The organism is Micromonospora sp. NBC_01655, assembly GCF_026339755.1.
Lineage (GTDB): Bacteria > Actinomycetota > Actinomycetes > Mycobacteriales > Micromonosporaceae > Micromonospora.
The window spans coordinates 4,646,924-4,671,312 of the sequence record NZ_JAPEQF010000001.1; the positions used below are offsets into that span (position 1 = coordinate 4,646,924).

Consider the following 24,389-nt stretch of genomic DNA (forward strand, 5'->3'; position numbering starts at 1 on the left):
GTGTCCATCATCGAGGACGTCGGGGCGCAGGTGCGGGCCGCCGCCGAGGAGCTCCCGATCGCGCAGCTCGCCCTGGCGCTGGAGAAGTTCGGCCAGGCCACCGAGCGGCTGCGCTGGGTACGGCAGGAGTCGGCCAACCCGATGGGGGTGCCCGAGCTGTCCGCCGCCACCGAGCACGCCGAGTCGGCCGGGCACGCGCTGCGGGTGGCGCAGGAGCAGTTGTCGGCGTACCTGGCGGCGATCGGGCTGGCCCCCGACGGCGCCCCCGCGGCCCGCCCGGCCGGCGACCGGCAGGTGCACGACGCGCCGCGCGGCGCGCCGCCCGCCGCCGGGGAGCAGCCGCCGCCCGCCCAGGACGACAACCCGGTGCTGCGCCGCTGGTGGGCGGTGCGGGTGGCGGAGCTGACCGGCGACCGGGAGGGCGCGCCGGACGCGCCGGACGAGAAGGTCGGCGACTCCCGTGAGCTGCTGCGCCGGGTGGTCGACGGGGTCCGCTCCGGCGACCGGGACCGGCTGCACCGGGAGCTGCGCGGCGCGCACGCCGACGTCGGCCTCGGCCTGGCCGCGATCGCCCCGCCGCTGCTGCGCGAGCTGGCCGGCGAGCTGCTCGGCCACCCGCCCCGCGCCGACGACCTGGCCCGGCTGCGCCGGGAGTTGGAGGGCCGGGTCCGCGACCTGCTCCCCGGGCTGCCCCCGCCGGCGCTGGAGACGCTGCTGACCAGGATCTGCCGGATGCCCCCGCCGCAGCGCGGCAGCGGCGAGGAACAGCCGCACGCCGCCGACCCGGCGGTCACCGCCGGCGTGGCGACCGCCGTGCTGCTGGTCCGCCTCGGCAGGGATCTGCCCCGCGACGACCGCGAACCCGACCCGGCCGGCGAGCCCGCCCGGGAGAAGCGCCGCGAGGCCGAGCGGGACGCCTGGGACCAGGCGACGCAGGAGCGCGCCGCCCGGGAGCGGGACGCCCGGGACCGGGCCGCCCGGGGCCGCCCGCCCGCGCCGCCCGCCGGGAGCGCCGCCCGCCGGGACTCCGATGGCTGACCGGCGCACCCAACTGGTGACCCGGGTGCGCGGCATGCTCTCCGAGGCGCTGGGCGCCACCCGGGGCCGGCTCGCCGCCGCCGATGCCGAACTCGCCGCCGCCCGGGACCGGCTGGCCCGGGTCGAGCACGCCGCCGCGGCGGTGCCGGCACGGGTGGGGGCGCAGCGGGACCGGCGGCTGGCCGAGATCGACGCCCGGCACGCCGCCCGGATCGCCGAGCTGGCCGGCCGGGCCGTCGACGCCGCCCACCGGGAGGCCCCCGGCGCGGCCTCCGCCGACTGGGCGCGGTGGACCGCCACGCCGGCCGGGCGCGGCGAGCCGCCCGGCGCGGTCCGGATCGGCGCCGTCCGCATCCCCGGCGCGGAGCCGGTGCCGGCGCTGGTGCCGCTGCTCGACGCCGGGCACGTGCACCTGACCGGGGCCGAGGCCGACGGCGGGGCCGCCGTGGTGCCGGCGCTGCTGCTGCGCAGCCTGGGCCGGGCCGACCCGGGCGCGGTGCGGCTGTTCGGGTACGACCCGGAGCACCTCGGCGGCGGGCTGGCCGGGTTCGCCCCGCTGGGCACCGCCGGGCTGCTCACCTTCGTCGGGCCCGGCGGGCTGGGCCGGCTGCTGGACGACCTGGTGGAGCAGATCCGCCGGATCAACGAGACGGTGCTGGCCGGCGAGTACCGCTCGGTGCGCGAGCTGGCCGCCGCGACCGGCCGCCGCCCGGAGCCGTGGCGGGTGGCGGTGCTGCTCGGCGGCGACGAGCTGTCCCGGCACGAGCGCGGCCAGCTCGACCGGGTGGTCCGCACCGGCGCGGCGTGCGGGGTGCACCTGGTGGTGCGGGGCGTGCTGGTGCCCGCCGACCCCACGGTCACCCGGGTCGTGGTGGGCCCGGACGGCGCCCGGGTCGGCGGGCCGCCCGGCCTGCCGGTGACCCTGGACCCGCCGCCCCCGGCCACGCTGGTCACCGAGACCTGCCGGGAGGTCGCCGCCCGGGTCAACGCCGGTCCCCCGCCGGCTCCGTTCACCGACCTGCTGCCGCCGCCCGAGCAGATGTGGCGGGAGGACTCGTCCACCGGGCTGACCGCGCCGATCGGCGAGGGCCCGCACGGCCGGCCGGTGCTACTCAACCTCGGCGACTACCCGCCGCACGCGCTGATCGGCGGCCCCTCGGGCACCGGCAAGACCAATCTGATCTTCGCCTGGATCGGCGCGCTGGCGTCCCGGTACTCCCCAGCCGAGCTGGAGTTCTACCTGCTCGACTTCAAGGAGGGGGTGTCCTTCGCCCGGTTCGCCCAGGGCCGGCGGGACCCGAGCTGGCTGCCGCACATGCGGCTGGTCGGGATCAACGTCAACACCGACCGGGAGTTCGGGCTGGCCCTGCTGCGCTTCCTCGCCGAGGAGCTGCGCCGGCGGGCCGACGCGGCGAAGAAGCACGAGGTGACCAAGCTCGCCGAGCTGCGGGCGGTCGACCCGACCGGGCACTGGCCCCGGATCGTCGCCGTGGTCGACGAGTTCCAGGCGCTGCTGGCCGGCCGGGAGGTGGTGGCCCGGGAGGCCGCCGACCTGCTGGAGGACCTGGCCCGCCGGGGCCGCTCCCAGGGCATCCACCTGGTGCTGGCCTCGCAGGACGTGCGGGGCATCGAGGCGCTGTGGGGGCGTCCGGCGCTGGTCGCCCAGTTCACCCTGCGTATCGCGCTGCCCAAGGCGCTGCGCATCCTGGCCGAGCGCAACGATGCCGCCCAGTCGCTGCCCCGCCACCACGCCGTGGTCAACGCCGAGTCGGGGCTGGCGGAGGGCAACGAGGTGGCCCGCATCCCGTCGGCCAGCGACTGGGACGCCTGGAGCGAGTTGCAGCACCGGCTGTGGCGGATGCGCCCGCAGGACGCGAAGCCGGCCCGGCTGTTCGACGGCGACGCGATCCCCCGGCTGCGCGACGCCCCGGACTTCCGGGCGCTGACCCCGCCCGAGGGCGACGGGCCGCCGCGCAGCCCGGTCGCGCTGCTCGGGGAGATCATCGACGTGCAGGCCCGCTCGGCGGTGCTGCGGCTGCCCCGGGCGCCCGGACGCAACCTGGCGGTGCTGGGCACCCGGGTCGACGAGGCGTGCGCGGTGCTGGACGCCGCCGCCCGGTCCCTGGCCCGCCAGCACCGTCCCGGCACGGCCCGGTTCTCCATCGCCTGCCTCGACCCGGACGCCGACCCGGCCGCCCGGGAGCTGTACGCCGACCTCGCCGACGACGCCGCCTGGTACGACGACGAGACCGTGCCGGAGCTGATGGCCGAGACGGCCGCGGCCCTGGACCGGCCGGGCACCCCGGCCAACCCGCACTACCTGCTGCTGTACGCGGTCGACGCGGCGGCCGGCCGGCTGGCCGCGCGGGCCGGCGGGCGGACCGGGCTGGAGCAGCTACGCCGGATCCTGCACGACGGGCCGGAGCGGCGGACCCACGTGCTGGCCTGGTGGCGCGGCGTGGCCCGGATGCGGGTGGACCTCGGCGGGCCGGCCGCCCGCACCGACCAGATCGGCGCCTGGGTGGCCCTCGACGTGCAGGGTGCCGAGCTGGGCTCGTCGCTGTACCCGGGCACCGGGGGGCCGGACTGGTACCCCCGGCCGTGGCGGGGGCTCTTCTTCGACCGGGCGGCGCACCGCACCGGCCAGGTCATCATCCCCTACGGACCGTCGGCATGAACGAACCGGTGACCAGCGAGACGTACGCGGCGCAGGTGCGTCGGCTGGCCGAGCTGACCGACCGGGTGCGCACCCAGCGCGCCGAGGCCCGTACCTGGCACGAACAGCAGTGCGCCGCCGCCGAGCGGGCCGTCGCCGAGGCCACCGAGCAGCTCCGGTACGCCGAGCAGGAGGCGGTCGCCGCGCGCGAGCTGGTGGAGCGGGTGGACGCCGAGGCCGCCCACCTGTGGCAGCAGCTACGGGCCAGGCTGGGTTCCGGCGCCCGCCGGGTCGGGGACCCGCCCGGCCCGGCCCGGGACGCCTCGGGCGACCCGCTGCTGCTGCTGCACGGGGTGCGCGGCCTGCTGGACCGGACCCGGCAGCCCGGTGAGCTGCCCGCGTCGGCAAACCCGCTGCTGGCGCTGTGCGGCGTGCTGGGGGCGGCGCTGATGTTCGCCCTCGGCGCGGGCGCCCGCGCGCTCGGCGCCCGCAACGGCGGCGACCTGGCAGTGGGGCTGCCGGTGTTGGCGCTGGTGGTGACGCTGCTCGGCCCGCTGGTCGGGCTGGCCCTGGCCAAGCGGCTCGCCGACCGCCGGCACGCGGTCCTGTCGCCCCGGCCGGTCACCGTCGTCCTGGTGGCGGGCCTGGTCACCACCGGCGTGCTGCTGGTGCTCACCCGCTGAACGGGACCACCGGGCAGGTGGCCTTTCCCCTACCGGTCGGCGGGAATGGCCACCGCCTCCCGCAGGAGGCGTCGGGCGAGGACCACCCGGTCGGCGTCGTCGTCGAGGCCGGGCAGGTCACCGACCCGGTCCACCGCGCCGGTGAGCAACGCGCGCAGCGCCGGCGCGCAGGTGTCGGGCAGGGTGAGCGTACGGTCGAACAGCCGCAGCGCGACCGTGTCGTCCCCGGCCGGTTCGAGCTGCCAGCGCAGCCCCGGGCGGACGGCGAGCCGGGTGTCGGCGTCGAGGGCGGCCAGCGCGGCGGCCTGGGCCAGGGGCCGGATCGGCGCGGGCCGGGCCGCCGGCCAGGCCCGGTCGCGCAGCCGCGCGGCGACGGCGGCCGGGTCGGCGCGCAGCAGCCAGTCCCGCAGCGCCTCGACGGTCTCGGTCAGCTCCGGCTCGATCGCGTCCGGATCGGCCACGTCGGTGCCGAACGGCAGGCCGGCACGCAGCCGGGCGTCGGTGGCGGCGAGGGCGAGCAGCTCCTCGACGATGGCGTACCGGGTCAGCGCCCGGATGCCGACGGTCAGGTGCAGGGAGCTGGACTCCTGGGCCTGGGCGCTGTGCAGCCAGCCGCGCGGCAGGTACAGCGCGTCGCCCGGTTCCAGCACCACGTCGAGCGCGGCGGGCCCCTCGGCGGTGGCGGAGACCTCGTCGGCCCGGCCGCCCCAGGGCTGGCGCTCCAGCGGGTCGGGCAGCACCGGGGGGTGAATCCGCCAGCGCTTGCGCCCGTCGACCTGGAGGACGAAGACGTCATGGGTGTCGTAGTGGGTGGCGAAGCCCTGGCTGCCGGCCGGGGTCAGGTAGGCGTTGACCTGCAACGGCTGGGCGAGGGCGGCGCCGAGGTCGCGGGCGAGGTCGACCAGGGCGGGCCAGGTGCGGTGCAGCCCCTGGAGCACCAGGGTGGCGCCGGAGGCGTACAGCTCCAGCACCCGCTCGTCGAGGACCTGGTCGCCGATCTCGGCGCCCGCGCCGCCGCCGCCGGTGTAGCGCGCCGCCGGCACGAGCTGACCGTCCTTGGCGATCCGCAGGAACGGGGTACGCAGGCCGCGCCGGCTGAGCAGCTCGTCGGCGTCGGCGGGGCTGAGCAGGTCGGTGAAGCCGTCGGGGTTGGGCAGCTCGGCGGCGCGGGAGAGCAGCGGCGCGCGTCCCCAGTGGGCGGCGGCGAACTTGCCCGGCTCGACGGCGGCGCAGCGGGCGAACGCCCGGGCGGCGGCGGACGACACCGCCGGGCGGTGGTGGCCGCCCGGCGGGTCGATGATCGTCACGACGGTCCGTCAGGCCGCGCGGCCGTCGGCGCCACCGTCCCGGTTGCCCGGGGTCGCGCCGCCGTCGGCCGGCCCCTCCGCCCCACCGTCCGCGCCGCCGTCCCGCTGCCCCGGGGTGGCGCCGCCGTCGGCCGGGCCCTCGGCGCCACCGTCCGCGCCACCGTCGTGCTGCCCCGGGGTCGCGCCACCGTCGGCCGGGCCCTCGGCGCCACCGTCCGCGCCACCGTCTTGCTGCCCCGGGGTGGCACCGCCGTCGGCCGGGCCCTCCAGGCCGCCGCCGCCGCTCGTCTGGATGTCGTCGTCGTTGAGTGCCATTCGGTGCTCCCTCGGAAGTGCCGCCCCGCCGCGCGGCGGGGTCCGTCGTACGGCCGGTGGTACCCAGGCGCGATCTTCTCTAACCACACCGTAGACGTCGGGCCCCGTCGGCACGCCCGGTTCGCCCGGTACGGCCACCCCAGCGCCGGCGACCATGGAGCCCTGGTGCCCGACACCTCCCGCGACGCACGTTCCGTCCGGCACCCCGCGTCCATGATCGACGGGGTGGGGGGCTCCGGGTCGCCATCTCATGCTTCAGGAAGGTTGTCTCTTATAGCGGGACGGGGCCTAGCCTCGGGATCATGACCGTCTCCCGACGGTGGGTCATGCTGGGCATCGGCACCACCGCGCAGACCGCCGGCACCCTCTACCTGTACGGGCTGCCGTTCCTGCTGCCCGCGCTGCGCCGAACCACCGGCCTGCACCTGTGGGAGTTGGGCCTGCTGGTCGCCTGCCCGAGCCTCGGCATGGTGCTCGCCCTCATCGGCTGGGGCACTTTGGCCGACCGCCGGGGCGAGCGCCTCGTCATCGGGCTGGGGCTGACCCTCGGGGCGGCGTTCCTGGCCGGCGCGGCCGTCACCCGTGGGCCGGCGCTGTTCGTGCTGCTGACCCTCGCCGGCGCGGCCGGATCAGCCGTGTACGCCGCGAGCGGCCGGGTGGTGACCGGCTGGTTCCCGCCGGGCGAACGCGGCCTGGCGATGGGCATCCGGCAGACGTCCCAGCCGCTCGGCGTCGCGGCGGCGTCGGCGGCCCTGCCGGTGCTGGCGCAGGCCGGCGGCCCCCGGCTGGCCCTACTGACCGCCGCCGGCGTCTCCGCGCTGGCCGGGATCCTGGGCGCACTGCTGCTGGTCGACGCCCCCGGCCGCACCCCTGCCAGGCGATCGGCGGCCGTCCCCACCACGCGGGTCGCCCCGCCCGCCGCTGGCTCCGCGTCGCCGGGGACGGGGGGTGGACCGGGTGGCGGCAGGTCGGAGCGGGCGTCGCCCTACCGGTCGTCGACGCTGTGGCGGGTGCACGGCGCGAGCGCCCTGCTGGTCGTGGCGCAGTTCGTCGTCGGCGCGTTCGCCCTGGACTTCCTCGTCACCGAGCGTGGCTGGTCGGCGCGTACCGCCGGGCCGTTGATCGCGGGGGCGCAGCTCGCCGCGGCGGCGGCCCGGGTGCTCGCCGGCCGCTGGTCCGACCGGTCCGCCAGCCGGCTCCGCCCGCTGCGGATCATCGCCGTCGGCACGGCCGGCGCGCTGGGCGCCCTGGCGGTCGCCGAGTCCCTGCGGGCTCCCGCCGCCGCACCGCTGCTGCTGGCCGCCCTGGTGGCCACCGTGAGCTGGCACGGCGTCGCGTACGCGGCCGTCGCGGACGCCGCACCGCCGAGCTGGGCGGGTCGGGCGACGAGCACCCAGACCGTGGTGCAGAACGTGGCCGCCACGGCGACCCCACCGCTGTTCGGGCTGGCCGTCGCGGCGCTGGGCTTCGGGCCGGGGTTCGCCGTCACCGCGCTGTTCCCGCTCGCCGCCCTCGTGGTGCTGCACGGCCTCGACCCCGGCGCACCGGGCGGGCACGACACGGTGCGCGACGGGGCCGGCCGACCCGAGGGTCGGCCGGCCGACAAGGCGGTCAGGGGATCAACTGGCCCAGGTCCCGGGGCATGGCGGACCTGACGTCCTCCCACTCCCCCTGGGTAACGTGCCGGCGCAGGGTGTCCAGCACCACCTGGACCACCCGCTCCGGGCCGCCCTCCACGTCGTACGGGAAGCCCTGGCGGACCTCGTAGAGGAAGTCGTCCCGGTTCAGCTTGATCGGCACGTCCTCCGGTCGCCAGCCGTCGAAGTAGATGCCCCGCACCAGCACCGGAAGCTGCGCGGCGAACTCCGCGCTCTCCTGCACCGGCAGCCGGTCTCGCAGCAGGTGCAGCACCGTGCGCAGCGCCGCGTACGACTGGTTGCGCTGCGCCTTCGGCCAGCCGTACGCCGCCTCGATGTCCTTGAGGATCAGGTTCGTCTTGTCCAGGGAACTCTCGAACGCGGAGATCAACTGCTCAGCCATCTGTCCACCCCCGTAGGTCGTCGTGCCACCGTCGGTCGTCGTCACGTCGCGGCGGCCCGGCCGGGCCCCGCCACTGCGAGGTGAGGCCCACCAGGCCCGGCCGTGCCCCGCCGGGGCGGGGGCCACCGGGTGACCCGACCACGTGCAGCACGCCGCCACGCCGCCGACCCGCCGTGTCCCGAACCGTCATGTTCCGCACCTCCGTACCCGTGTGCGCCGTCGCGCCCGTCTCCCGCCGACCGGCCACGGCGACGGACACGCCCATGCTGCGCCCGGCGAGGATGACCCCGCCTCACCCTCTCCGGGTGACTTCCCGGCAGACGTGCTCGGCATCGAGCCCTCGCCTGCGAGCTGCGCGCCGATTCGGGTGTGGACAACGGCCGGCGCGGTCCCGGGACCTTAGGGGAACCCGGCCGGGAAGATCAGGGACCTGCCGGGGGCGGCCGCCACCCATGGGTGACCCCCGCTCCCTACGCTGTACGACGTGACACTCATCGCGACCGAGTCGCTGACCAAGACGTACGGGGGTGGGGTCACGGCCTTGGCCGACCTGACCGTCGCGGTCGAGCCGGGGATCATCGGGCTGGTCGGCGCGAACGGCGCCGGCAAGTCGACCCTGATCAAGATTCTGCTCGGCCTCCTCGCCCCGACCAGCGGCCGGGCCCGGGTGCTCGGCTTCGACCCGACCACCGACTCCGCCCAGGTCCGCGCCCGGGTCGGCTACATGCCCGAGCACGACGCCCTGCCACCGGACCTCTCCGCCGCGGAGCTGGTCACCCACCTCGGCCGGGTCAGCGGCCTGCCGCGTACGGTCGCCCGGGAGCGGGCCTCCGAGGCGCTGCGGCACGTCGGGCTCTACGAGGAGCGCTACCGCCCGGTCGGCGGCTACTCCACGGGCATGAAGCAGCGGGTCAAGCTCGCCCAAGCCCTCGTGCACGACCCCGACCTGCTGCTGCTCGACGAGCCGACCAACGGCCTCGACCCGGCCGGCCGGGACGCCATGCTGGCGCTGGTGCACCGCATCGGCACCGAGTTCGGCATCTCCGTGCTGGTCTGTTCGCACCTGCTGGGCGAGGTGGAACGGATCTGCGACACCCTCGTCGCCATCGACGGCGGGCGGCTGCTGCGCGCCGACCACATCTCCGCCATGACCTCCGCCACCGACGTGCTCGCCGTCGAGGTCAGCGAGGGCACGGAGGAGTTGGCCGCGCGGCTGGCCGCGCTCGACCTGCCGGTCCGCCGGGACGGCCGGCTGCTGCTCGTCGAGCTCGTCGACGACGCCACCTACGACCTGATCCTCGGCGCGGTCGCCGAGCTGGACCTGCCGCTGCACCGGCTCGACCAGCGCCGGCACCGGGTGGCCGAACTCTTCGCCACGAGGGAGCCCAGCCATGCCTGAGCCGACCGGCGTCATCCACGACATCGGCTACCAGCGTTACACCGGCCCCCGGCTGGGCCGCCGGCACGTTTTCGGCGCGCTCTACCTGCACGGCCTGCGGACGGCGTTCGGGCTGGGCCGCAGCGCGAAGGCCAAGATCTTCCCCTGGCTGGTGGTCGGCATCGTCACGCTGGTCGCCGCTGCCGCTGCCGCGGTGCGCAGCCAGATCGGCGAGGTGGTGATGACGTACGCCCAGTTCGCCGACAACATGAGCTGGCTGGTCATCTTCTTCGTCGCGGTGGTCGCGCCCGAGCTGGTCTCCCGCGATTTGCGCAGCGGGGTGCTGCCGCTCTACTTCTCCCGGCCCCTGCCCCGCTCGGACTACCCGCTGGCCAAGCTGCTGGCGCTGGCGACCGCGCTGTGGTTGCTGCTCGGCGGGCCGCAGCTCGTGATGTTCCTGGGTGCCGCCTTCACCAGCGGCGCAGGCATGCGCGGGGTCTGGAACGAGCTGCTCGACCTGCTTCCGGGCCTGCTCTACGCCGGGCTGTGGGCGGTGGTCTTCGCCTCGGTCGGGCTGCTGGTCGCCTCCCTCACCGGCAAGCGGGCGTTCGCGGCCGGCGGGGTCGTGGCCGTGTTCCTGATGACCACGCCGATCGTCGGCACCCTGTCGATCATGCCCTCCCGGGCGGTCAACGAGCTGGCCTTCCTCGCCTCGCCGTCGACGCTGGTGGGCGGCGTGGGCACCTGGGCGCTCGGCGACCTGCTGGTGCCCGAGGGCCAGAGTGGCGTCCCGATCGGCGGCTTCGGTCCCGTCTACGCGGTCGCCGCCGTGCTGCTCGTGGCCGGCTGCGTCGCCCTGCTGCTGCTGCGATACCGGAAGGTGGCCGCGCGATGACCACGATCAGCACCGACCAGGCGGCGGGGACACCGACCGCCGTCACCAGCACCCTCGATCTCGCGGGCGTCTCCCGCTGGTACGGCAACGTGGTGGCGGTCAACGACGTCAGCATGAGCCTCGGCCCCGGGGTCACCGGGTTGCTCGGTCCGAACGGCGCGGGCAAGACGACCCTGCTGCACATGATGGCGGGCTTCCTGGCCCCGTCGCGCGGGGTGGTGACCCTGGACGGCCGGCCCACCTGGCGCAACCCCGACGTCTACCGCCGGCTCGGCCTGGTCAGCGAGCGGGAGGCGGTGCACACCTTCCTCACCGCGTACGAGTTCGTGCTGGCCAGCGCGAAGCTGCACCGACTGCCGGACCCGGCGGCGGCGGCCCGCCGGGCGATCGCCCTGGTGGAGATGGCGGGCGCGCAGGACCGCCGGATCGGCACGTATTCGAAGGGCATGCGGCAACGCGCCCGGGTGGCCGCCGCGCTGGTGCACGAGCCGCAGGTGCTGCTGCTCGACGAGCCGTTCAACGGGATGGACCCGCGTCAGCGGCTGCACATGATGGAGCTGCTGCACCGCCTCGGCGACGCCGGCCGCACCATCCTGTTCAGCTCACACATCCTGGAGGAGGTCGAGCAGGTCTCCGGCACCGTGCAGGTGATGGTCGCCGGCCGGCTGGCCGCCTCCGGTGACTTCCGCACCATCCGCCGGCTGATGACCAATCGGCCGCACGTCTTCACCGTGCAGTCCACCGACGACCGGGCGCTCGCCGTGGCGCTGATGGCCGAGGCGTCGGTGACGGGTGTCGAGCTGGACCGCGCCGGGTTGACCGTGCGCGCCGGCGACTACGGCGCGTTCACCCGCGTCCTGCCGAAGATCGCTCTGAGGGAGGGCATCCGGGTGCGACAACTGGTGCCCCAGGACGAGTCCCTGGAGAGCGTCTTCTCCTACCTGGTGGAGGCCTGAACCCATGTCTACCGTTTCCTGGATCACCCTGCGCGGGCTGTTGGGGCGTCGCCGGTTCCTCCTGCTGCTGCCGCTGCCCGTGGTGCTGGTGCTGCTGGCGGCGCTCTCCCGGTCGCTTGGGGTGGACCCGGGCGACTGGGGCCCGCCGGTGCTGGTCGGTCTCGGCCTGGCCGTGGTGCTCCCGGTCGTCGCCCTGATCGTCGGCACCGGCGTGCTGGGCGCCGAGATCGACGACGGCACCATCGTGCACATCCTGACCAAGCCGCTGCCGCGCTGGCAGATCGTGCTGCCCAAGCTGGCGGTGGCCTCCGGCGTCACCGCGGTCACCGTCGCCGTGCCGCTCTTCGTGGCGGGCGTGCTGGCCGACTCCGTACGTCTCGGCCTGTCGCTCGCCGCAGCGTCGGCGGTCGGTGCGCTGGCGTACTCGGCGCTGTTCCTGGCGCTCAGTCTGCTCACCCGCCGGCCGGTGCTGCTCGGCCTGGTCTACGTGCTGATCTGGGAGGGGCTGCTCGGCAGCGTCGTCAGCGGCACGAAGGTGCTCTCCATCCAGCAGTACGTGATCGCCCTCGCCGACCGGCTCGCCCCCACAGGGCTGTTGCAGGGCGACGTCTCGGTTCCGGTGGCGGCGGTGATGAGCGCGCTGATCAGCGTGGGCTTCACCGTGCTGGCGATCGACCGGCTGCGCTCGTTCAGCGTGGCCGGCGAGACGAGCTGACCTCGCCCGGTCAGGGGCAGCCGCGGCGGTTGCGCGGGCGAGAGCCGGGGTGGGGGCGGCGGGCGGGGGTCGCGGTGGTGAGGCCGAGCAGGCGGCGAATCCGGTACGACAGCACCAGCCCCTGGTTGAGGGTGAGCATCAGCTCACCGGGCTCGGCCCCACCCACGGCGAGCACGAGCATCGGCTCCGCGCCGGACACGAGCGCCTGCGCCAACGCCACGTCGGCGCGGGCCTGTCCGGCGAACGGACTGACGGGCGACTCGGGCGACCGCGGGGTCAGCGGGAGGCGCGCCGAGCGGTGCCGTCGCCGGGCGGTGCAACCGTCCCGGTCGCACCAGCGGGGATGGGCGTCGCCGGGCGGGTCGGCCAACCCTCCGGTCGGGTACCGGTAGACGTACCCGCAGGGTCGGCCCGGTTCGGGCACGCGTGGCACCGGATGGGCGGACCACCCGGCGGCCCCGATCGTCGCGACGAACGCGGTCACGTGCTCGGCGCAGGCGTACGCGGCGGCGTCGAGGCTGTCTCCCCCGTACACCTCGATCCGGACGGTGGCCGGCTCCCCGCATCCGGGTAACAGCGGCAAAACAATCACGGACGACCTCCCGAGGACGGGTGGCCAGACGTCAAGGCCACCACGGAATCATCCTCCCCAATTTGGCCAAATAACTCAAGACTTGCTTGGCCTATTTTACGGCGGTCGAATTTGGCCAAGATCCATCGTGGGACGATTGCGTCGTGGCGGACGATCTCACGGCGGCGGTCCGCGCCTACGAAGAGGCGCGGGCAGCGCTGACCGGTGCGCAGGCTGAGGCGGACCGCATCGTGGCCGAGGCCAAGGACGAAATCGCCACCGCACGGTCCCGGCTGGCGGAGGCCATTGTCGAAGCCGCCCGCAGCGGCACGCGTCAGGTGGACATCGTCCGGGCCACCGGTTACACCCGCGAGCGGATCAGGCAGATCCTCCGCGCCGGTGGCGTCGAGGCGGACTGACGCAGCCCACCGTCAGGCGTCCAGCAGGGACTGGAGGCGCTGGCCGTTGCGCTGGGCGTTGTCGCGGTAGCAGTTGTTCATGAGCACGTGCGTCTCGCTCGCCTGGTCGGCCAGTTTCCGCAGCTTCGGGGCCCAGTCCTTCAGCTCTCGGTCGGAGTAGTCGTACCCGAACTTCTCGTGGATGTCCTTGCTCGTCCACTTGTCACTGTGGCCGTGGAAGCGGACCACCGCCAGGTCGGCGGTCGCCTCCAGCACCGGCGGTACCGACGAGCGGTGCCCCTGCGGCATGTCCACGCAGACGTACGCCAGCTCGTGCCCGCGCAGGAAGCCGAGGGTCTCCTCCCGGTTGGACCCGTCGAACCAGGACGCGTGCCGGAACTCGAACACGGGTCGCAGCGGCGCGCACCGGCGGACCACCTCCAGCAGGTACTGCTTGTTGTCCCGCTTGATGGTGAACCAGGGCGGGAACTGGAACAGCAGCGCGCCCAGCCGGCCCGCCTCGACCAGCGGGTCGAGCGCGGACAGGAACCGGGTCCAGACCTCCTCGTACGCCTGCCCGGGCAGGTCGTCGGGGTAGACGTTGCACTTGTCGGTGTCCGGCCGCAGGTCCTTGTAGAGCGCGGAGACCCGGGTCGGGTGGCCGGTCAGCAGGCTGAACGCCTTGACGTTGAAGGTGAAGCCGGCCGGGGTCCGTTCGGCCCACAGCCGGGCGGTGCGCTCGGCCGGCGGCGAGTAGTAGGTGGCGTCCACCTCGACCAGCGGGAACTGCCGCGCGTAGTACGACAGCCGCCGCTGCGGGGTGTCCGCCGCCTGCGGGTACCAGCCGGAGTCGAGCAGGGTCCGGTCGGTCCAGGACGCGGTGCCCACCTTGATCTCACCCACGGGTGGGGTTCACCGCGTCCACATCCGACCGGCTTCCGGAGGCGGCGCGCTCAGGCGGCCCGCCGCTCCCGGCTCTGCTTGCACGCCACGCAGGAGGTGGCGGACGGAAAGATCTCCAGCCGCTCCATCGGGATCGGCGCCGCGCAGCCCTCGCAGAAGCCGTACGTGCCCTCGTCGAGCCGGCTCAGCGCGTGCTCGAACTGGGCCCGGCGGTCGAGGATGGTGCGCAGCAGGGACTGGGCGGTGTCCCGCTCGGCGGTCTTGGTGCCGCTGTCGGCCTGGTCGTCGCCGGCGGTGTCGCCGACCTCCACCAGCCGCAGCACCTGGCTCTGCAACACCGCCTGCTCGTACTCCGCGGAGAGCTCGTCGTAGCGCGCCCGCAGGGACGCCCGGATCTGGTCGGCTTCCGACTGCGATCGGCCGGTGGCTACCGTGTCGTGGACGAGCATCGCTGCCTGCCTTTCGTGTGGCCTGGTGCTCCGGGGGTGTCCCGGACCCCGCTTGCGTGCGTGCGCGGGCGAGATCACCCGCGCTCTGTGAGCCGGGCGATTACCCCGTCGGCGGACGCGGCAAACCGGCGATTTCTCCGACCCTCGGGCCCCCGTCCCAAACCAGGCCCGGCGGGTTCCCGGCCCCCGGGTCCCGGGTCGGCCGTCAGCCGGGCGGGGCGGGCTCCACCAGGGCGGGGTGACGGGGGTCGTCGACGCGGACCACCACGTCGGCGAAGCCGGCGGGGGCGACCTCCTCGGCGTACCGGGCGAAGGCCGGCAGGGTCCAGCGCAGCGCGGGTTCGGTGCGCCGGGCCAGGGCGGCCGGGGAGAGTTCCAGGTGCACGGCGAGGTCGACGGGCAACCCGCCGCCGAGCAGCAGCGCGCCGCTGAGCAACACGATCCCGTCGGGCGGCAGCGTGACGTACCCGGCCCGGCTGGCCCGGTCGGCGTGGGCGTCCCAGAGGGTGGGCAGCAGCCGCCCGGAACCGCCCGGTCCGGCCGGGTCGAGGACCTCCCGGCGCAGTCCGGGCTCGTCGACCCAGCCCTCGTAGTACGCGTCGGGGTTGGTCCGGCCGAACTCCAGCCGGACGGACGCCGGCCGCAGGAAGTCCTCGGCCCGCACGTGCAGCACCGACCGGCCGAGCGCGCGTAGCGGGTCGATCAGCGCGGCGGCCAACGCGGCGGGGGCCGCCGCCGGGGCCCCGTCCACGGCGACCCGGAGCCGGCCGGGCGCCTCGGCGGCGACGAGCCGGTCGGTCAGTTCGGTGACGAGGCGCTCGGGGGAGATGGGTCGTACCCGCATCCGACCATCGTGCCCGGTCGCGTGGCGCGCGGCCGGGCGGGCGGGCGGGCGGGTCAGGCGCTGCGGTCGATGGTGACCCGGGCGTCGTCGGCGAGCCGGTACCCGACGCCGTAGACGGTGGTGACCAGCGGCACGTCGACCCCGACCTTGCCGCGCAGCCGGCGCACGTGCACGTCGACGGTGCGCACCCCGGCGTGCTCGTAGCCCCAGACGGCGTTGAGCAGTTGCAGCCGGGTGAACACGCGGCGCGGGTGGGCGACCAGGTGCAGCAGGAGGTCGAACTCCAGCCGGGTCAGGGGCAGCGGCTCGCCGTCGCGCAGCACCGACCGGGACGACGCCAGGATGTGCAGCGCCGGGATGATCGAGGCCAGCGGGCGGGACGGCGACCGCCCGCCGGGCACCTGGTCGGGCCGGCGCTCCGGCGCGGGACCGGTGGACACGACCGCCTCACCCCGTTCGAGCATCTCCCGGGCCGCGTCGAGCAGGCGGCGGGCCGCCGGGGTCAGCGACTCCTCGGCGGCCAGCGGAATGTTGAGGGTCACGGTGAGCACGGGCGCGGTGGTGTGCGCGGGGCGGCGCTGCCCACCGGGGGGACGACCAGGGACCGCGGGCTGGGACGTATGCCATCCGGCGCGCGACGAGGCGGGGCTGACCGACATGGTCCTCCTTGGCTGGTCCGGGTATCTCCCCACGGCCCGGGACGCCGCTGCATCGATGCTTCCCGGCGCCCGGGTGAGGGTCAAGGGGCAGCTACGTTGCATGAATGTGACAATTGGCGAACACATCGGAGCCGGACGCTCGCTCTGAGTACGAGGTTTGATGATTACAGCAGAGTCGTCATCATGACCGGATACGGGGGGTACCCGCCGGGTCTGCCCTGCGGCTTCGGCGGCGGGAACGCCCGGCAGGACCTCGCCGCCGTCCGACACGCGGACGCGGCGCACCCCGTGCCGGGGCACGCCGCGTGCGCCCACCGGGGCGGCGGACCGGCTCAGCGGTGCGGGTCGACGCTGACCCGGGCCTCGTCGGCGAGCCGGTACCCGACGCCGTAGACGGTGGTGACCAGGGGCGTGACGTCGCCGAGCTTGGCCCGCAGCCGGCGCACGTGCACGTCGACGGTGCGCGCCACGGCGTGCTCGTAGCCCCAGACGCTGCTGAGCAACTGGAGGCGGGTGAAGACCCGGCGGGGGTGCGCGGCCAGGAAGTGCAGCAGGTCGAACTCGATGCGGGTCAGCGGGATCACCCGCGAGCCCTGCCGCACCACCCGGGACGCGGCCAGGATGCGCACCTCGTCCGGGTTCTCCGGCGGCGGGGGGACGGCGAAGGGGCGCGCCGCGGTGGGGCCGCCGGCGGGCGCCGGCCCGGCCTCCGCCGGGTGGCCACGCCCCGCCGGGGCCCACGACTCCGCCACCGCCCTACGGTGCTCCGGCGGGCAGGCCAGCAGCGTGCCCTCCCCCGACTCGGCCAGTTCGCGCAGCAGCTCGACGAGCCGGGCGAGCCGGGGTGTCAACTGCCCGGGGGTCAGCTCGACGGTGACGGTCAGCGTCGGTGTGGACCGGAGGTGGGTCGGCGGAAGGCGGTCGGTGCGCCCCGTCGGGGCGCGGTCGGGACGGCCCTGCGGGGCCCGGTCGGCCCGCCCCGACGGATGGGGACGCGGGGAGATGGCGACGACGGACATGGTGCCTCCTGGGATGGCAGTGCCGTCCGCCGCGCCCGGTGGGGCGCGGCGGTCAGGGGTGCGCTCGGCCGGCGGTCACCGGCGACGCGACGGACGGGGAACGGAGCGGGGGCGTGGGGCCGAGGGTGGGCAGACCGGCGATCCGCCAGGCGGCGAAGCCGCCGACCACGTCGGTGGCGCGGTGCAGCCCGACGTCCTGGAGCGCGGCGGCGGCGAGCGAGGAGGTGTAGCCCTCCTGGCAGAGGACCACCACCGGCAGGTCGTAGCCGACGGCCTGGGGCAGCCGCGCCGGACAGCGGGGGTCGAAGCGCCACTCCAGCACGTTGCGCTCGATCGCGAGGGAGCCGGGCACGGTGCCGTGCGCGGCGCGCTGCGCGGCCGGCCGGATGTCGACCAGCAGCGCGCCCCCGCGGTACGCCACGTGGGCCTGCTCCGGGTCGAGCCGGCGCAGTCGGGACCGGGCCTCGGCGAGGATGTCGTCGATGCCCCGGGAGCCCGGGGGCGGCACGGGGGCGGGACAGTCCTGGGCGTGGTGGTGCGTCATTCTCGGTCCTTCCAGGGACGGCGGGCGGTCGTCCGCCCGGTCGGAGTCGTTCAGGGTCTCACCAGGCGATGCCGGCCTCGGCGACCTCCGCCACCCGCAGCCGCCCGTCGACGAGCCGGTAGCGGGTCATCCGGGTCAGCGCGGGCCGGTAGACGTGCACGCTGACCGCCGGGCGGTCGTCGCGGTTGGTCACCGTGTGCACGTGCCGGACACCGAACCGGCGGCCGGACCCGGCCGCGAGGCGGTGCTGGCGCAGCCGGCCGCCACCGACCGTCTCCTCGGTGAGGACGCCCTCGACGACCAGGAACGCCCCGCAGGAGCCGCCGTGGTCGTGCAGGTCGGTGCCCTGGCCGGGCAGCCAGCTCAGCGCCCACACCTCGTGGTCGGCGGCGACGGCGAGCCGGGCGTACCACCGCTCGTCGGGGTCGAAGCGCAGCGGGACCGGCCAGCCGGCCGGGTCGGCGGCGTACCGGGCGGCGACGGCGAGCAGGTCGGGCTCGGAACGACGGCTGGTGACCATGGTGGGACCTCACGGGGAATCGGTGACGCGTGCCCCGACAGCATAGAATGCAAACCCTATAGGGTTAGTAGGTAATACCAGATGCTGGGACACCCGATTTCCCGTCGGGTCCGCCGAGGTCCGCGCGGCGGCGGTCAGTGGCGGACCGGCGGGCTCCACCCGGAACCGGCCGCCCCCGACTGGCACCAGCACCAGCAGCGGGGTACCGGCTCGGCAGGCCAGCAGGCCGCCCGCCGCCCCCGCCGACTAACCTGGACGGATGAGCGACGACCTGGACGCGGAGACCCTCGCCTTCGCCCACCGCATGTTCGACCTCGCCCGCGGTGGGGCCACCGAGGAGCTGAGCGGGACCGTCGACGCCGGGCTGCCGGTCAACATGACCAACGACAAGGGCGACACGCTGCTGATCCTGGCCGCGTACCACGACCACCCCGAGACCGTCGCCGCCCTGCTGGCCCGCGGCGCCGACCACGCCCGGGTCAACGACCGGGGCCAGACCGCGCTGGCCGCCGCGGTGTTCCGGAAGAACCCCGACACCGTCCGCGCGCTGCTGGCCGCCGGCGCCGACCCCGAGCACGGCGGCCCGTCCGCGCTGGACACCGCACGCTTCTTCGACCTGCCGGAGATGCTCAACCTGCTCACCGCCCGCTGATCCCGGGCCGCAGCGGGCCGGGGTATACAGGGGCGGTGGAGGATCCCGTACCCGAACAGATGCGCACGGCCGGCACCGCGCTGCTCGGCGCGCTCGACGCGGCGGCCCGGGCCGCCGCGGCCCGCCCCTTCGACGACGCCGCCCGGCGGTGGCTGGAGTACCGGCCCCGACCGCGACCGGGGGTCTGCCTGGCCGACCTGGACCGCGCCGGCCGCAAGGCCGCACACCGGTTACTGGCCACCGCGCTCAGCCCGGCGGCGTACGCGCAGGCGATGGCCGTCGTCGCGCTGGAGGAGGTGCTGGACCGGGCCGAGGGCTGGCGACGCGGGCGGCACAGCGGCGACTACTGGGTGGCGGTCTTCGGCGACCCGGCCCGCGACGACCGGTGGGCGTGGCGGTTCGAGGGGCACCACCTGTCGGTGAGCATGACCGTGGTCGACGACCAGGTCTCCCCCGCCCCGGTGTTCCTCGGCGCGAACCCGGCCACCGTCCGGCACGCCGGGCATCCGGTGTCCCGACCCCTCGCTGTCGAGGAGGACCTGGCCCGCGCCCTGCTCGACGCGATCGGTCCGGCGGGGCGGGCGGCGGCGGTCGTCGCCGACGAGGCGCCCGCCGACATCATCAGCGCCACCCGACCGGACGCACCGGGGTCGATCACGCCGCTCGGGGTGCCGGCCGACCGGCTCGGCCCCACCGGCCGGGCCATGCTCGACCAGCTCGTCGCCGTGTACCTCGACCGGCTGCCGCCGGAACTCGCCGTCCGGGAGGCCGGCCGGCTCGCCGGCGGCCCGCTGCACTTCGCCTGGGCCGGCCCGACCCGGCCCGGCCAGCGCCACTACTACCGGGTGCAGGGCGACGACCTGCTGATCGAGTACGACAACACGAGCGACGACGGCAACCACGCGCACACCGTGCTGCGCCGCCCGGCCAGCGACTTCGGCGCGGACGTGCTCGCGGCGCACCACGCCGAGGCACACGGCTGAACTGGACCGGGCCGCCGGCCACCCGGACGGGCCGCGACGCTGGTTCGGTGGTCCACGACGCCGGTTCGGGCCCATCGCGAGAATGGTTCAGGCGGGCCGGACGGCCTCGATCAGGAACCGCCGGGCGTGCGCCACGAAGCCGCCCTGGGCCTCGATCCGGGCGTGCAGGCGGGCGAGCTGCGGCCGGTACCGCTCGACGGTGAACCCCGGCACCGTCCAGACCACCTTGCGCAGGAAGTAGACCACCCCGGCGATGTCGTGGAACTCGGTGCGCAGGGTCGCCTCGCGCAGGTCGACCACCGTCAGCCCGGCCGCCGCCGCGGCGGCCACGGCCTGCTCGGGCAACTGCCGCGCGGGCGGGGGCAGCGGGCCGAGCAGAGCCTCGCTCAGCTCCCGTACGGTGCCGCCGCGGATCTGCTGGGACAGGAACGTCCCGCCCGGCCGCAGCACCCGGGCGACCTCGTCCCAGCGGGTGTCCACGGGATGACGACTGACCACCAGGTCCAGGGTGGCGTCCCGCACCGGCAGGTCGCCGCCCTCGGCCACCCACACCACGGTCGCGCCGAGCGGGCGCAGCGTGCGCCGGGCCACCCGCACGTTGGGCGGCCACGCCTCGGTGGCCAGCAGCACCCGGGGCGGGTTTGGCACCTCGGCGAGCACCTCCCCGCCGCCGGTGTCCACGTCCAGCGCCGTGTCGGCCCGGGCCATCCGGTCGGCGACCAGCCGGGCGTAGCCCCAGGGTGGGCGTTCCTCGGAGGCCCGGGCGTGCAGCCAGGAGAAGTCCCAGCCCCGCACGGGCACGGCCGCGCCCTCGGCCAGCAGCTCCTCGAAGGCCCGATTCCCGCTCATCCGGCCAGCCTGGCCGCTGGCCGACCGGCCGGCAAGGCGATTTTCCCCGGGCGGGGACGCGCGATCACGCCGCCGGGACGCGGGCGGCCGGCGAAAGCTCAGGCGCGGGGACGGACGATCTCCACGGTCGAGCCGGCCACGCCGCCCAGCGCGTCCGGGGTGTCCGCCTCGACGCGGGCGGACTCGAACTGACGCATCAGCCGGGCGCCGAGCCACACGCCGACCGCGCCCACGCCCAGCGCGACCAGCTCGGTGGCGAACATCGCGCCGGTCGCACCGCGCTGCGGCGAGTGCGACCGGACCAGGCAGGTCAGCAGGAACAGCGCGGCCATCGCGACGTTGACCAGGTTGAACGTGATCTTGGTGCGGTGGGTTCGGCCGCCGGTGGCGTCCCACAGGTCGACCAGGCCGGCCACGGTGGACAGCCCGGCGGCGACCAGCGCGGCGACCGCCGTCCAGTAGCCGACCTCGCCGAGGAACACCGGGCCGCCCGCCACGTCGGCCAGGTCGAAGACCGTGGCGCTGACGAAGAGCCCGAACGGGAACGTCACCAACATCGGTTGGATCGGGTGCCCGTGCACCCGCAGCCGGCTCTCCATCGTGCCTCCCCAGGGTCGTCTCAGCTCACCAGTCCAGGGTGCTACCCCCGGACGACGGGAGGGAAACGACGGGCCGACCGACGTGAGACGCACATCGGACACCGCCGGGGCCGGGTGCCGCCGTCGAGCGGATCGGCGGTGGGTCAGTTCTCCCGGGGGCGGGAGACCGTGACCACGAGGCGCTCGGCCACCTGCCGTACCGGGATGTCCAGCGACAGCGCGGCGCTGCGCAGCACCTTTAGCGCCTCCGGGGCGGCGCAGCCCCGCTGGGTCATGATCACCCCGATCGCCTGCCCGACCACCCCGTCGACGAGTTGCGCGGCGTCCAGCTCGTGGGCCTGGGCGGCCCGCCGTTCGCGGTCCCGCACCGCCGCGAGCAGCAGCCCGGCGTGCTCGGCGACCAGCATCGCGGTGAGCTGGTGGCGGGTGGTCAGCGCCGCCGACGCCGAGGCGTACAGGTTGATCGCGCCGATGACCTGCTCGTCGACGTCGACGGGCGCGGAGATCACCCCGCGCACCCCGAGGTCGCGGGCCCGGGTCGTCCAGGCCGGCCAGCGGGACTCCTGGGCGAGGTCCTCGGCGAGGATCATCTCGCGGCGGTGGATGGCGCTCATCGCCGGCGAGTCGGGGCCGTGGCGGAGGTCGTCCAGGCCGGCCAGGGCCGGGTCGGAGGCGGCCACCCCCGCCGGTTCGCCGGCCCGCAGGGCGGTGAAGCCGCACCAGGTGACCCCGGCGACGGCGGCGCGGGCAATCCGGACCAACTGGGTCAGCGCCTCGTCGAAATCGGTCACGGCGATCAGGCCGGCGGTCAGCTCCCGCAGCAGCGCCGCGGTCTCCAGGACGCTCAGGGTCTCGGTGTCGGGCGCCTGCGTCTCCAGGTTCACCGTGGCCCCGCCCCCGTCGTGGGGACGGCTGGTGACCGGCGGCGGCGCACGTCGACCTTCGGCTGTGTCATGGTCTGCTCTCTCCCGATCAATCCGACCCGGGCTACTACCCTCGCCAACCCGGGTCGAAACGGCTGAAAAGCGGCCTCATCCCCCTGGTCGGCTCCGGAGATGGAGGCGGATCACCGCTGTCGGGCGGCTCCCCCTCGTCGCGGGGAACCGCCCGACGGCGGTCAGCGCGGGGCGGCGCTGAGCCGCCGGCCGACCGAGGCGATGAGCCGGTCCAGCTCCGAGCCGAACGGGTTGTCGTGGACGAGGTACGTCCAGGTGGCGCTGGGGCGGACCAGAGTCGACTCGGTCGGCTCCCAGTCGTCGTCGAACTCGGTCTCGGTGAAGGTGGCGATGGTGCGGGTCTCGATCTCCGGGACCAGCGCGTTGAACGCCGGCACCGCCGCCCGGTGGAACTCGTCGAGCGGGTCGAGCCGGCCCAGGGCGCGCAGGTGCACGCCCTCGCGCACCTCCGACAGCTCGGCCAGGTGCTCGGCCCACAACCGGTCGAGGTGGTAGAGGGCGATCGACCGGGCCGCCCGGGCGAGCAGGTCCTCGTCCATCTCCTCGGCCTGCTCCGGCACCCGCTCCAGCAGCATCAGCGCGGCGATGTCGCTGGTGAGCAGGCGCTCCCGCCGCTCGGCGAGCGCCTTGCGCTGCTGCTCGATCACCACGCTGTAGCGCCAGGTGTTGCGGTGGATCTCGTGGTTGACGCCCTCGGCGACCCGCTGGGCGTGCTCCACCGCGTAGTCGACCTGCGGGTCGGTGACCAGGCCGTCGGCGTTCATCCGGGGCGACGGCGGAACGGCGTCGCCGGCGTGCCGGACCACCAGGTCGTCTTCGAGGCTGACGAAGAACACCGACCCGCCCGGGTCGCCCTGCCGGCCGGCCCGGCCGCGGAGCTGGTCGTCGACGCGGCGGCTGTCGTGCCGGCCACCGCCGATGACGTAGAGGCCGCCCAGCTCGGCCACCCGGTCCCGGTCGGCCTGGTCGCTGCCGCCGAGGCGGATGTCGACGCCCCGGCCGGCCATCTGGGTGGAGACGGTGACCGCGCCGTACGCGCCGGCCTCGGCGATGATCGCCGCCTCCTCGTCGTCGTTCTTGGCGTTGAGCACCACGCAGGGCACCCCGGCGGCGTTCAGCCCGGCGGCGAGCTGCTCGGACTCCTTGACGTCGAGGGTGCCGACCAGCACCGGCCGTCCCTTGTCGTGGCAGCGCTTGATCTCGTCGACCAGCGCCTCCTCCTTCTCGGCCCGGGTGGCGTAGATCCGGTCCGGCTCGTCCTCCCGGATGCAGGGGGTGTTCGGCGGGACCACCGCCACCTCCAGGCCGAAGAACTCGCGGAGCTGGTCGCCGACCAGCACCGCCGTCGCGGTCATCCCGCACACCTTCGGGTAGAGCGCGATGTACGCCTGCACGGCGATGGTGCCCAGCACCTCGCCCTCGGCGGTGGCGTCGAGGCCCTCCTTGGCCTCGACCGCCGCCTGGAGGCCGTCGGGCCAGCGGCGGCGCTGGGCCACCCGGCCCCGCATCTCGTCGATCAGCTCCACGGAGCCGTCCCGGACGATGTAGTCGACGTCGCGGTGCAGCAGGGCGTGCGCGTGCAGCGCCACGTTGACCGCGGAGAGCTGCCCGACGTGCTCGGCGTCGTACAGGTCGATGCCGCCCAGCTTGGCCTCGACGGCGGCCAGGCCGGCGGAGGTGAAGGCGACGCTGCGGCCGTCCTCGGCCACCGTGTAGTGCCTGCCCTTGCGCAGACCCCGGACCAGCGCCGCGGCGGCGTGCACCGGGTCCTGCTCGCCGCCGACCGCGCCGGCGAGGACCATCGGCACCCGGGCCTCGTCGATCAGGATCGAGTCGGCCTCGTCGACGATGGCCGTGGCCAGCGGCGGCTGCACCCGGTCGTCGAGGTCGGTGACGAGCTGGTCACGCAGGTAGTCGAAGCCGGCCTCGCTGACCGAGACGTAGGTGACGTCGCAGGCGTACGCGTCGCGCCGCTCCTGCGGGGTGGACGCCTCGTTGACCCAGCCGACGGTCAGCCCGAGCAGGGCGTAGACCGGCTCCATCCACTGGGCGTCGCGCCGGGCCAGGTAGTCGTTGACGGTGAGCACGTGCACCGGGCCGTTACCGAGCCGGACGTGCCCGTACGCGGCGATCGTGGCGGTCAGGGTCTTGCCCTCACCGGTGGCCATCTCGGCGACCTTGCCGGACAGCAGGGCCATCGCGCCGAGCAGCTGCACGTCGTACGGCCGCTGGTCCAGCCCACGCCGGGCGGCCTCCCGTCCGACGGCGCAGATCTCCTCGTACCCGGTGGCGGCGCCGGCGGCCTCGGTGAGCTCGGCGTCGGTCAGCGCCGACAGCTCCTCCTCGCGGGCCTCGATGGCCGGCAGCAGCTTCTCCAGCGGTCCCAGGTCGACCGTGCTGCCGGGCCGCTGGAGGAACCGTCGGAACCTGCTCTTCAACCGTTGCGACACACCCATGAGC

Annotated in this window: 26 protein-coding genes; 11 read left to right on the forward strand and 15 right to left on the reverse strand. The window is 75.3% G+C overall.

The features are described from left to right. Genes OOK41_RS21130 through OOK41_RS21140 form a run of 3 tightly spaced genes read left to right on the forward strand, consistent with a single transcriptional unit; the run spans position 1 to position 4,377 of the window. On the forward strand, positions 1 to 1,038 hold the full coding sequence (locus OOK41_RS21130) for a hypothetical protein (protein ID WP_266266425.1): 1,038 nt from the start codon (positions 1 to 3) through the stop codon (positions 1,036 to 1,038). Then, the gene (locus OOK41_RS21135; RefSeq protein WP_266266426.1) at positions 1,031 to 3,715 is read left to right on the forward strand and encodes an FtsK/SpoIIIE domain-containing protein; all 2,685 of its coding nucleotides are present in this window, start codon (positions 1,031 to 1,033) and stop codon (positions 3,713 to 3,715) included. The genes OOK41_RS21130 and OOK41_RS21135 overlap by 8 nt, the downstream gene beginning before the upstream one ends. Continuing rightward, the gene (locus tag OOK41_RS21140) at positions 3,712 to 4,377 is read left to right on the forward strand and encodes a hypothetical protein (RefSeq protein WP_117667572.1); all 666 of its coding nucleotides are present in this window, start codon (positions 3,712 to 3,714) and stop codon (positions 4,375 to 4,377) included. Before OOK41_RS21135 ends, OOK41_RS21140 begins: the two co-directional genes overlap by 4 nt. 29 nt (positions 4,378 to 4,406) lie before the next feature. Here the strand turns inward: OOK41_RS21140 and OOK41_RS21145 are convergent, their stop codons facing one another. Then, positions 4,407 to 5,684: a cupin domain-containing protein gene (locus OOK41_RS21145; RefSeq protein ID WP_266266427.1), complete on the reverse strand. Its 1,278-nt coding sequence runs from the start codon at positions 5,682 to 5,684 to the stop codon at positions 4,407 to 4,409. Positions 5,685 to 5,693: 9 nt separating this feature from the next. Further along, on the reverse strand, positions 5,694 to 5,999 hold the full coding sequence (locus OOK41_RS21150) for a hypothetical protein (RefSeq protein WP_266266428.1): 306 nt from the start codon (positions 5,997 to 5,999) through the stop codon (positions 5,694 to 5,696). A gap of 302 nt (positions 6,000 to 6,301) precedes the next feature. On the opposite strand from OOK41_RS21150, the gene OOK41_RS21155 reads away from it, so the two are divergent. Beyond that, positions 6,302 to 7,654, forward strand: coding sequence for an MFS transporter (locus OOK41_RS21155; RefSeq protein ID WP_266266429.1), 1,353 nt, complete (start codon positions 6,302 to 6,304; stop codon positions 7,652 to 7,654). Here the strand turns inward: OOK41_RS21155 and OOK41_RS21160 are convergent. After that, a complete protein-coding gene (locus OOK41_RS21160) occupies positions 7,611 to 8,039 on the reverse strand; it encodes a DUF2267 domain-containing protein (RefSeq protein ID WP_266266430.1) in 429 nt (142 codons plus the stop codon). The genes OOK41_RS21155 and OOK41_RS21160 overlap by 44 nt on opposite strands. A 484-nt stretch (positions 8,040 to 8,523) precedes the next feature. On the opposite strand from OOK41_RS21160, the gene OOK41_RS21165 reads away from it, so the two are divergent. The 4 genes from OOK41_RS21165 to OOK41_RS21180 are packed head-to-tail and all read left to right on the forward strand — an operon-like array spanning position 8,524 to position 11,983. Next, positions 8,524 to 9,438 (forward strand): ABC transporter ATP-binding protein, encoded by a 915-nt coding sequence (locus OOK41_RS21165; RefSeq protein WP_266266431.1) that lies wholly within the window; start codon positions 8,524 to 8,526, stop codon positions 9,436 to 9,438. Further along, positions 9,431 to 10,312, forward strand: coding sequence for an ABC transporter permease (locus tag OOK41_RS21170; RefSeq protein WP_266266432.1), 882 nt, complete (start codon positions 9,431 to 9,433; stop codon positions 10,310 to 10,312). Before OOK41_RS21165 ends, OOK41_RS21170 begins: the two co-directional genes overlap by 8 nt. Next, positions 10,309 to 11,268 (forward strand): ABC transporter ATP-binding protein, encoded by a 960-nt coding sequence (locus tag OOK41_RS21175; protein ID WP_266266433.1) that lies wholly within the window; start codon positions 10,309 to 10,311, stop codon positions 11,266 to 11,268. The genes OOK41_RS21170 and OOK41_RS21175 overlap by 4 nt, the downstream gene beginning before the upstream one ends. Before the next feature lie 4 nt (positions 11,269 to 11,272). Then, positions 11,273 to 11,983: an ABC transporter permease subunit gene (locus tag OOK41_RS21180; protein ID WP_117667588.1), complete on the forward strand. Its 711-nt coding sequence runs from the start codon at positions 11,273 to 11,275 to the stop codon at positions 11,981 to 11,983. Positions 11,984 to 11,993: 10 nt separating this feature from the next. Here the strand turns inward: OOK41_RS21180 and OOK41_RS21185 are convergent, their stop codons facing one another. After that, entirely contained in the window at positions 11,994 to 12,575 is a 582-nt protein-coding gene (locus tag OOK41_RS21185; protein WP_266266434.1) for a hypothetical protein, read from the reverse strand. Positions 12,576 to 12,718: 143 nt separating this feature from the next. Between OOK41_RS21185 and OOK41_RS21190 the strand changes: the two genes are divergently transcribed. Next, entirely contained in the window at positions 12,719 to 12,973 is a 255-nt protein-coding gene (locus tag OOK41_RS21190; RefSeq protein WP_117667592.1) for a hypothetical protein, read from the forward strand. A gap of 12 nt (positions 12,974 to 12,985) precedes the next feature. On the opposite strand, the gene OOK41_RS21195 is transcribed toward OOK41_RS21190, so the two are convergent. The 7 genes from OOK41_RS21195 to OOK41_RS21225 all read right to left on the reverse strand — a co-directional run bounded on the left by OOK41_RS21195 (position 12,986) and on the right by OOK41_RS21225 (position 17,890). After that, the gene (locus tag OOK41_RS21195) at positions 12,986 to 13,855 is read right to left on the reverse strand and encodes a DUF72 domain-containing protein (protein ID WP_266266435.1); all 870 of its coding nucleotides are present in this window, start codon (positions 13,853 to 13,855) and stop codon (positions 12,986 to 12,988) included. Positions 13,856 to 13,905: 50 nt separating this feature from the next. After that, complete coding sequence (locus OOK41_RS21200; protein WP_117667596.1) at positions 13,906 to 14,304, reverse strand: TraR/DksA C4-type zinc finger protein; 399 nt, start codon at positions 14,302 to 14,304, stop codon at positions 13,906 to 13,908. Positions 14,305 to 14,509: 205 nt separating this feature from the next. After that, on the reverse strand, positions 14,510 to 15,148 hold the full coding sequence (locus OOK41_RS21205) for a uridine kinase (protein WP_266266436.1): 639 nt from the start codon (positions 15,146 to 15,148) through the stop codon (positions 14,510 to 14,512). A 53-nt stretch (positions 15,149 to 15,201) separates the two neighbouring features. Next, positions 15,202 to 15,807 carry a winged helix-turn-helix domain-containing protein gene (locus tag OOK41_RS21210; RefSeq protein ID WP_266266437.1) on the reverse strand — a complete coding sequence of 202 codons (606 nt, stop codon included), beginning with the start codon at positions 15,805 to 15,807 and terminating at the stop codon, positions 15,202 to 15,204. Positions 15,808 to 16,139: 332 nt separating this feature from the next. Next, complete coding sequence (locus OOK41_RS21215) at positions 16,140 to 16,826, reverse strand: winged helix-turn-helix domain-containing protein (RefSeq protein WP_117667602.1); 687 nt, start codon at positions 16,824 to 16,826, stop codon at positions 16,140 to 16,142. Between the two features lie 52 nt (positions 16,827 to 16,878). Next, on the reverse strand, positions 16,879 to 17,370 hold the full coding sequence (locus OOK41_RS21220) for a rhodanese-like domain-containing protein (RefSeq protein ID WP_266266438.1): 492 nt from the start codon (positions 17,368 to 17,370) through the stop codon (positions 16,879 to 16,881). Between the two features lie 58 nt (positions 17,371 to 17,428). Then, positions 17,429 to 17,890, reverse strand: coding sequence for a cysteine dioxygenase family protein (locus OOK41_RS21225; protein WP_117667606.1), 462 nt, complete (start codon positions 17,888 to 17,890; stop codon positions 17,429 to 17,431). A 259-nt stretch (positions 17,891 to 18,149) separates the two neighbouring features. On the opposite strand from OOK41_RS21225, the gene OOK41_RS21230 reads away from it, so the two are divergent. Both OOK41_RS21230 and OOK41_RS21235 read left to right on the forward strand, forming a co-directional pair. After that, positions 18,150 to 18,542, forward strand: coding sequence for an ankyrin repeat domain-containing protein (locus OOK41_RS21230; protein WP_266266439.1), 393 nt, complete (start codon positions 18,150 to 18,152; stop codon positions 18,540 to 18,542). A gap of 35 nt (positions 18,543 to 18,577) precedes the next feature. Next, positions 18,578 to 19,525, forward strand: coding sequence for a DUF3500 domain-containing protein (locus OOK41_RS21235; protein WP_266266440.1), 948 nt, complete (start codon positions 18,578 to 18,580; stop codon positions 19,523 to 19,525). An 87-nt stretch (positions 19,526 to 19,612) separates the two neighbouring features. Here the strand turns inward: OOK41_RS21235 and OOK41_RS21240 are convergent, their stop codons facing one another. From OOK41_RS21240 to secA2, 4 genes are all read right to left on the reverse strand, one after another. Next, positions 19,613 to 20,374 carry a methyltransferase domain-containing protein gene (locus OOK41_RS21240; RefSeq protein WP_266266441.1) on the reverse strand — a complete coding sequence of 254 codons (762 nt, stop codon included), beginning with the start codon at positions 20,372 to 20,374 and terminating at the stop codon, positions 19,613 to 19,615. A 98-nt stretch (positions 20,375 to 20,472) separates the two neighbouring features. Continuing rightward, positions 20,473 to 20,973 (reverse strand): DUF2231 domain-containing protein, encoded by a 501-nt coding sequence (locus tag OOK41_RS21245; RefSeq protein WP_117667615.1) that lies wholly within the window; start codon positions 20,971 to 20,973, stop codon positions 20,473 to 20,475. 143 nt (positions 20,974 to 21,116) lie between these two features. Continuing rightward, positions 21,117 to 21,857, reverse strand: coding sequence for a GAF and ANTAR domain-containing protein (locus OOK41_RS21250; protein WP_266266442.1), 741 nt, complete (start codon positions 21,855 to 21,857; stop codon positions 21,117 to 21,119). 233 nt (positions 21,858 to 22,090) lie between these two features. Then, the gene (gene secA2, locus OOK41_RS21255; protein ID WP_266266443.1) at positions 22,091 to 24,385 is read right to left on the reverse strand and encodes an accessory Sec system translocase SecA2; all 2,295 of its coding nucleotides are present in this window, start codon (positions 24,383 to 24,385) and stop codon (positions 22,091 to 22,093) included. Positions 24,386 to 24,389 lie beyond the last annotated feature (4 nt).

What these genes read in the sequence shown, in the direction of transcription:
- OOK41_RS21240 (WP_266266441.1), bottom strand. Translation starts at nt 20,374, where the DNA reads ATGAGCGGGAATCGGGCCTTCGAGGAGCTGCTGGCCGAGGGCGCGGCC.
- OOK41_RS21200 (WP_117667596.1), bottom strand. Translation starts at nt 14,304, where the DNA reads ATGCTCGTCCACGACACGGTAGCCACCGGCCGATCGCAGTCGGAAGCC.
- secA2 (WP_266266443.1), bottom strand. Translation starts at nt 24,385, where the DNA reads ATGGGTGTGTCGCAACGGTTGAAGAGCAGGTTCCGACGGTTCCTCCAG.
- OOK41_RS21245 (WP_117667615.1), bottom strand. Translation starts at nt 20,973, where the DNA reads ATGGAGAGCCGGCTGCGGGTGCACGGGCACCCGATCCAACCGATGTTG.
- OOK41_RS21155 (WP_266266429.1), top strand. Translation starts at nt 6,302, where the DNA reads ATGACCGTCTCCCGACGGTGGGTCATGCTGGGCATCGGCACCACCGCG.
- OOK41_RS21205 (WP_266266436.1), bottom strand. Translation starts at nt 15,148, where the DNA reads ATGCGGGTACGACCCATCTCCCCCGAGCGCCTCGTCACCGAACTGACC.
- OOK41_RS21170 (WP_266266432.1), top strand. Translation starts at nt 9,431, where the DNA reads ATGCCTGAGCCGACCGGCGTCATCCACGACATCGGCTACCAGCGTTAC.
- OOK41_RS21230 (WP_266266439.1), top strand. Translation starts at nt 18,150, where the DNA reads ATGAGCGACGACCTGGACGCGGAGACCCTCGCCTTCGCCCACCGCATG.
- OOK41_RS21175 (WP_266266433.1), top strand. Translation starts at nt 10,309, where the DNA reads ATGACCACGATCAGCACCGACCAGGCGGCGGGGACACCGACCGCCGTC.
- OOK41_RS21220 (WP_266266438.1), bottom strand. Translation starts at nt 17,370, where the DNA reads ATGACGCACCACCACGCCCAGGACTGTCCCGCCCCCGTGCCGCCCCCG.
- OOK41_RS21140 (WP_117667572.1), top strand. Translation starts at nt 3,712, where the DNA reads ATGAACGAACCGGTGACCAGCGAGACGTACGCGGCGCAGGTGCGTCGG.
- OOK41_RS21135 (WP_266266426.1), top strand. Translation starts at nt 1,031, where the DNA reads ATGGCTGACCGGCGCACCCAACTGGTGACCCGGGTGCGCGGCATGCTC.
- OOK41_RS21180 (WP_117667588.1), top strand. Translation starts at nt 11,273, where the DNA reads ATGTCTACCGTTTCCTGGATCACCCTGCGCGGGCTGTTGGGGCGTCGC.
- OOK41_RS21160 (WP_266266430.1), bottom strand. Translation starts at nt 8,039, where the DNA reads ATGGCTGAGCAGTTGATCTCCGCGTTCGAGAGTTCCCTGGACAAGACG.
- OOK41_RS21215 (WP_117667602.1), bottom strand. Translation starts at nt 16,826, where the DNA reads ATGTCCGTCGTCGCCATCTCCCCGCGTCCCCATCCGTCGGGGCGGGCC.
- OOK41_RS21225 (WP_117667606.1), bottom strand. Translation starts at nt 17,890, where the DNA reads ATGGTCACCAGCCGTCGTTCCGAGCCCGACCTGCTCGCCGTCGCCGCC.
- OOK41_RS21150 (WP_266266428.1), bottom strand. Translation starts at nt 5,999, where the DNA reads ATGGCACTCAACGACGACGACATCCAGACGAGCGGCGGCGGCGGCCTG.
- OOK41_RS21210 (WP_266266437.1), bottom strand. Translation starts at nt 15,807, where the DNA reads ATGTCGGTCAGCCCCGCCTCGTCGCGCGCCGGATGGCATACGTCCCAG.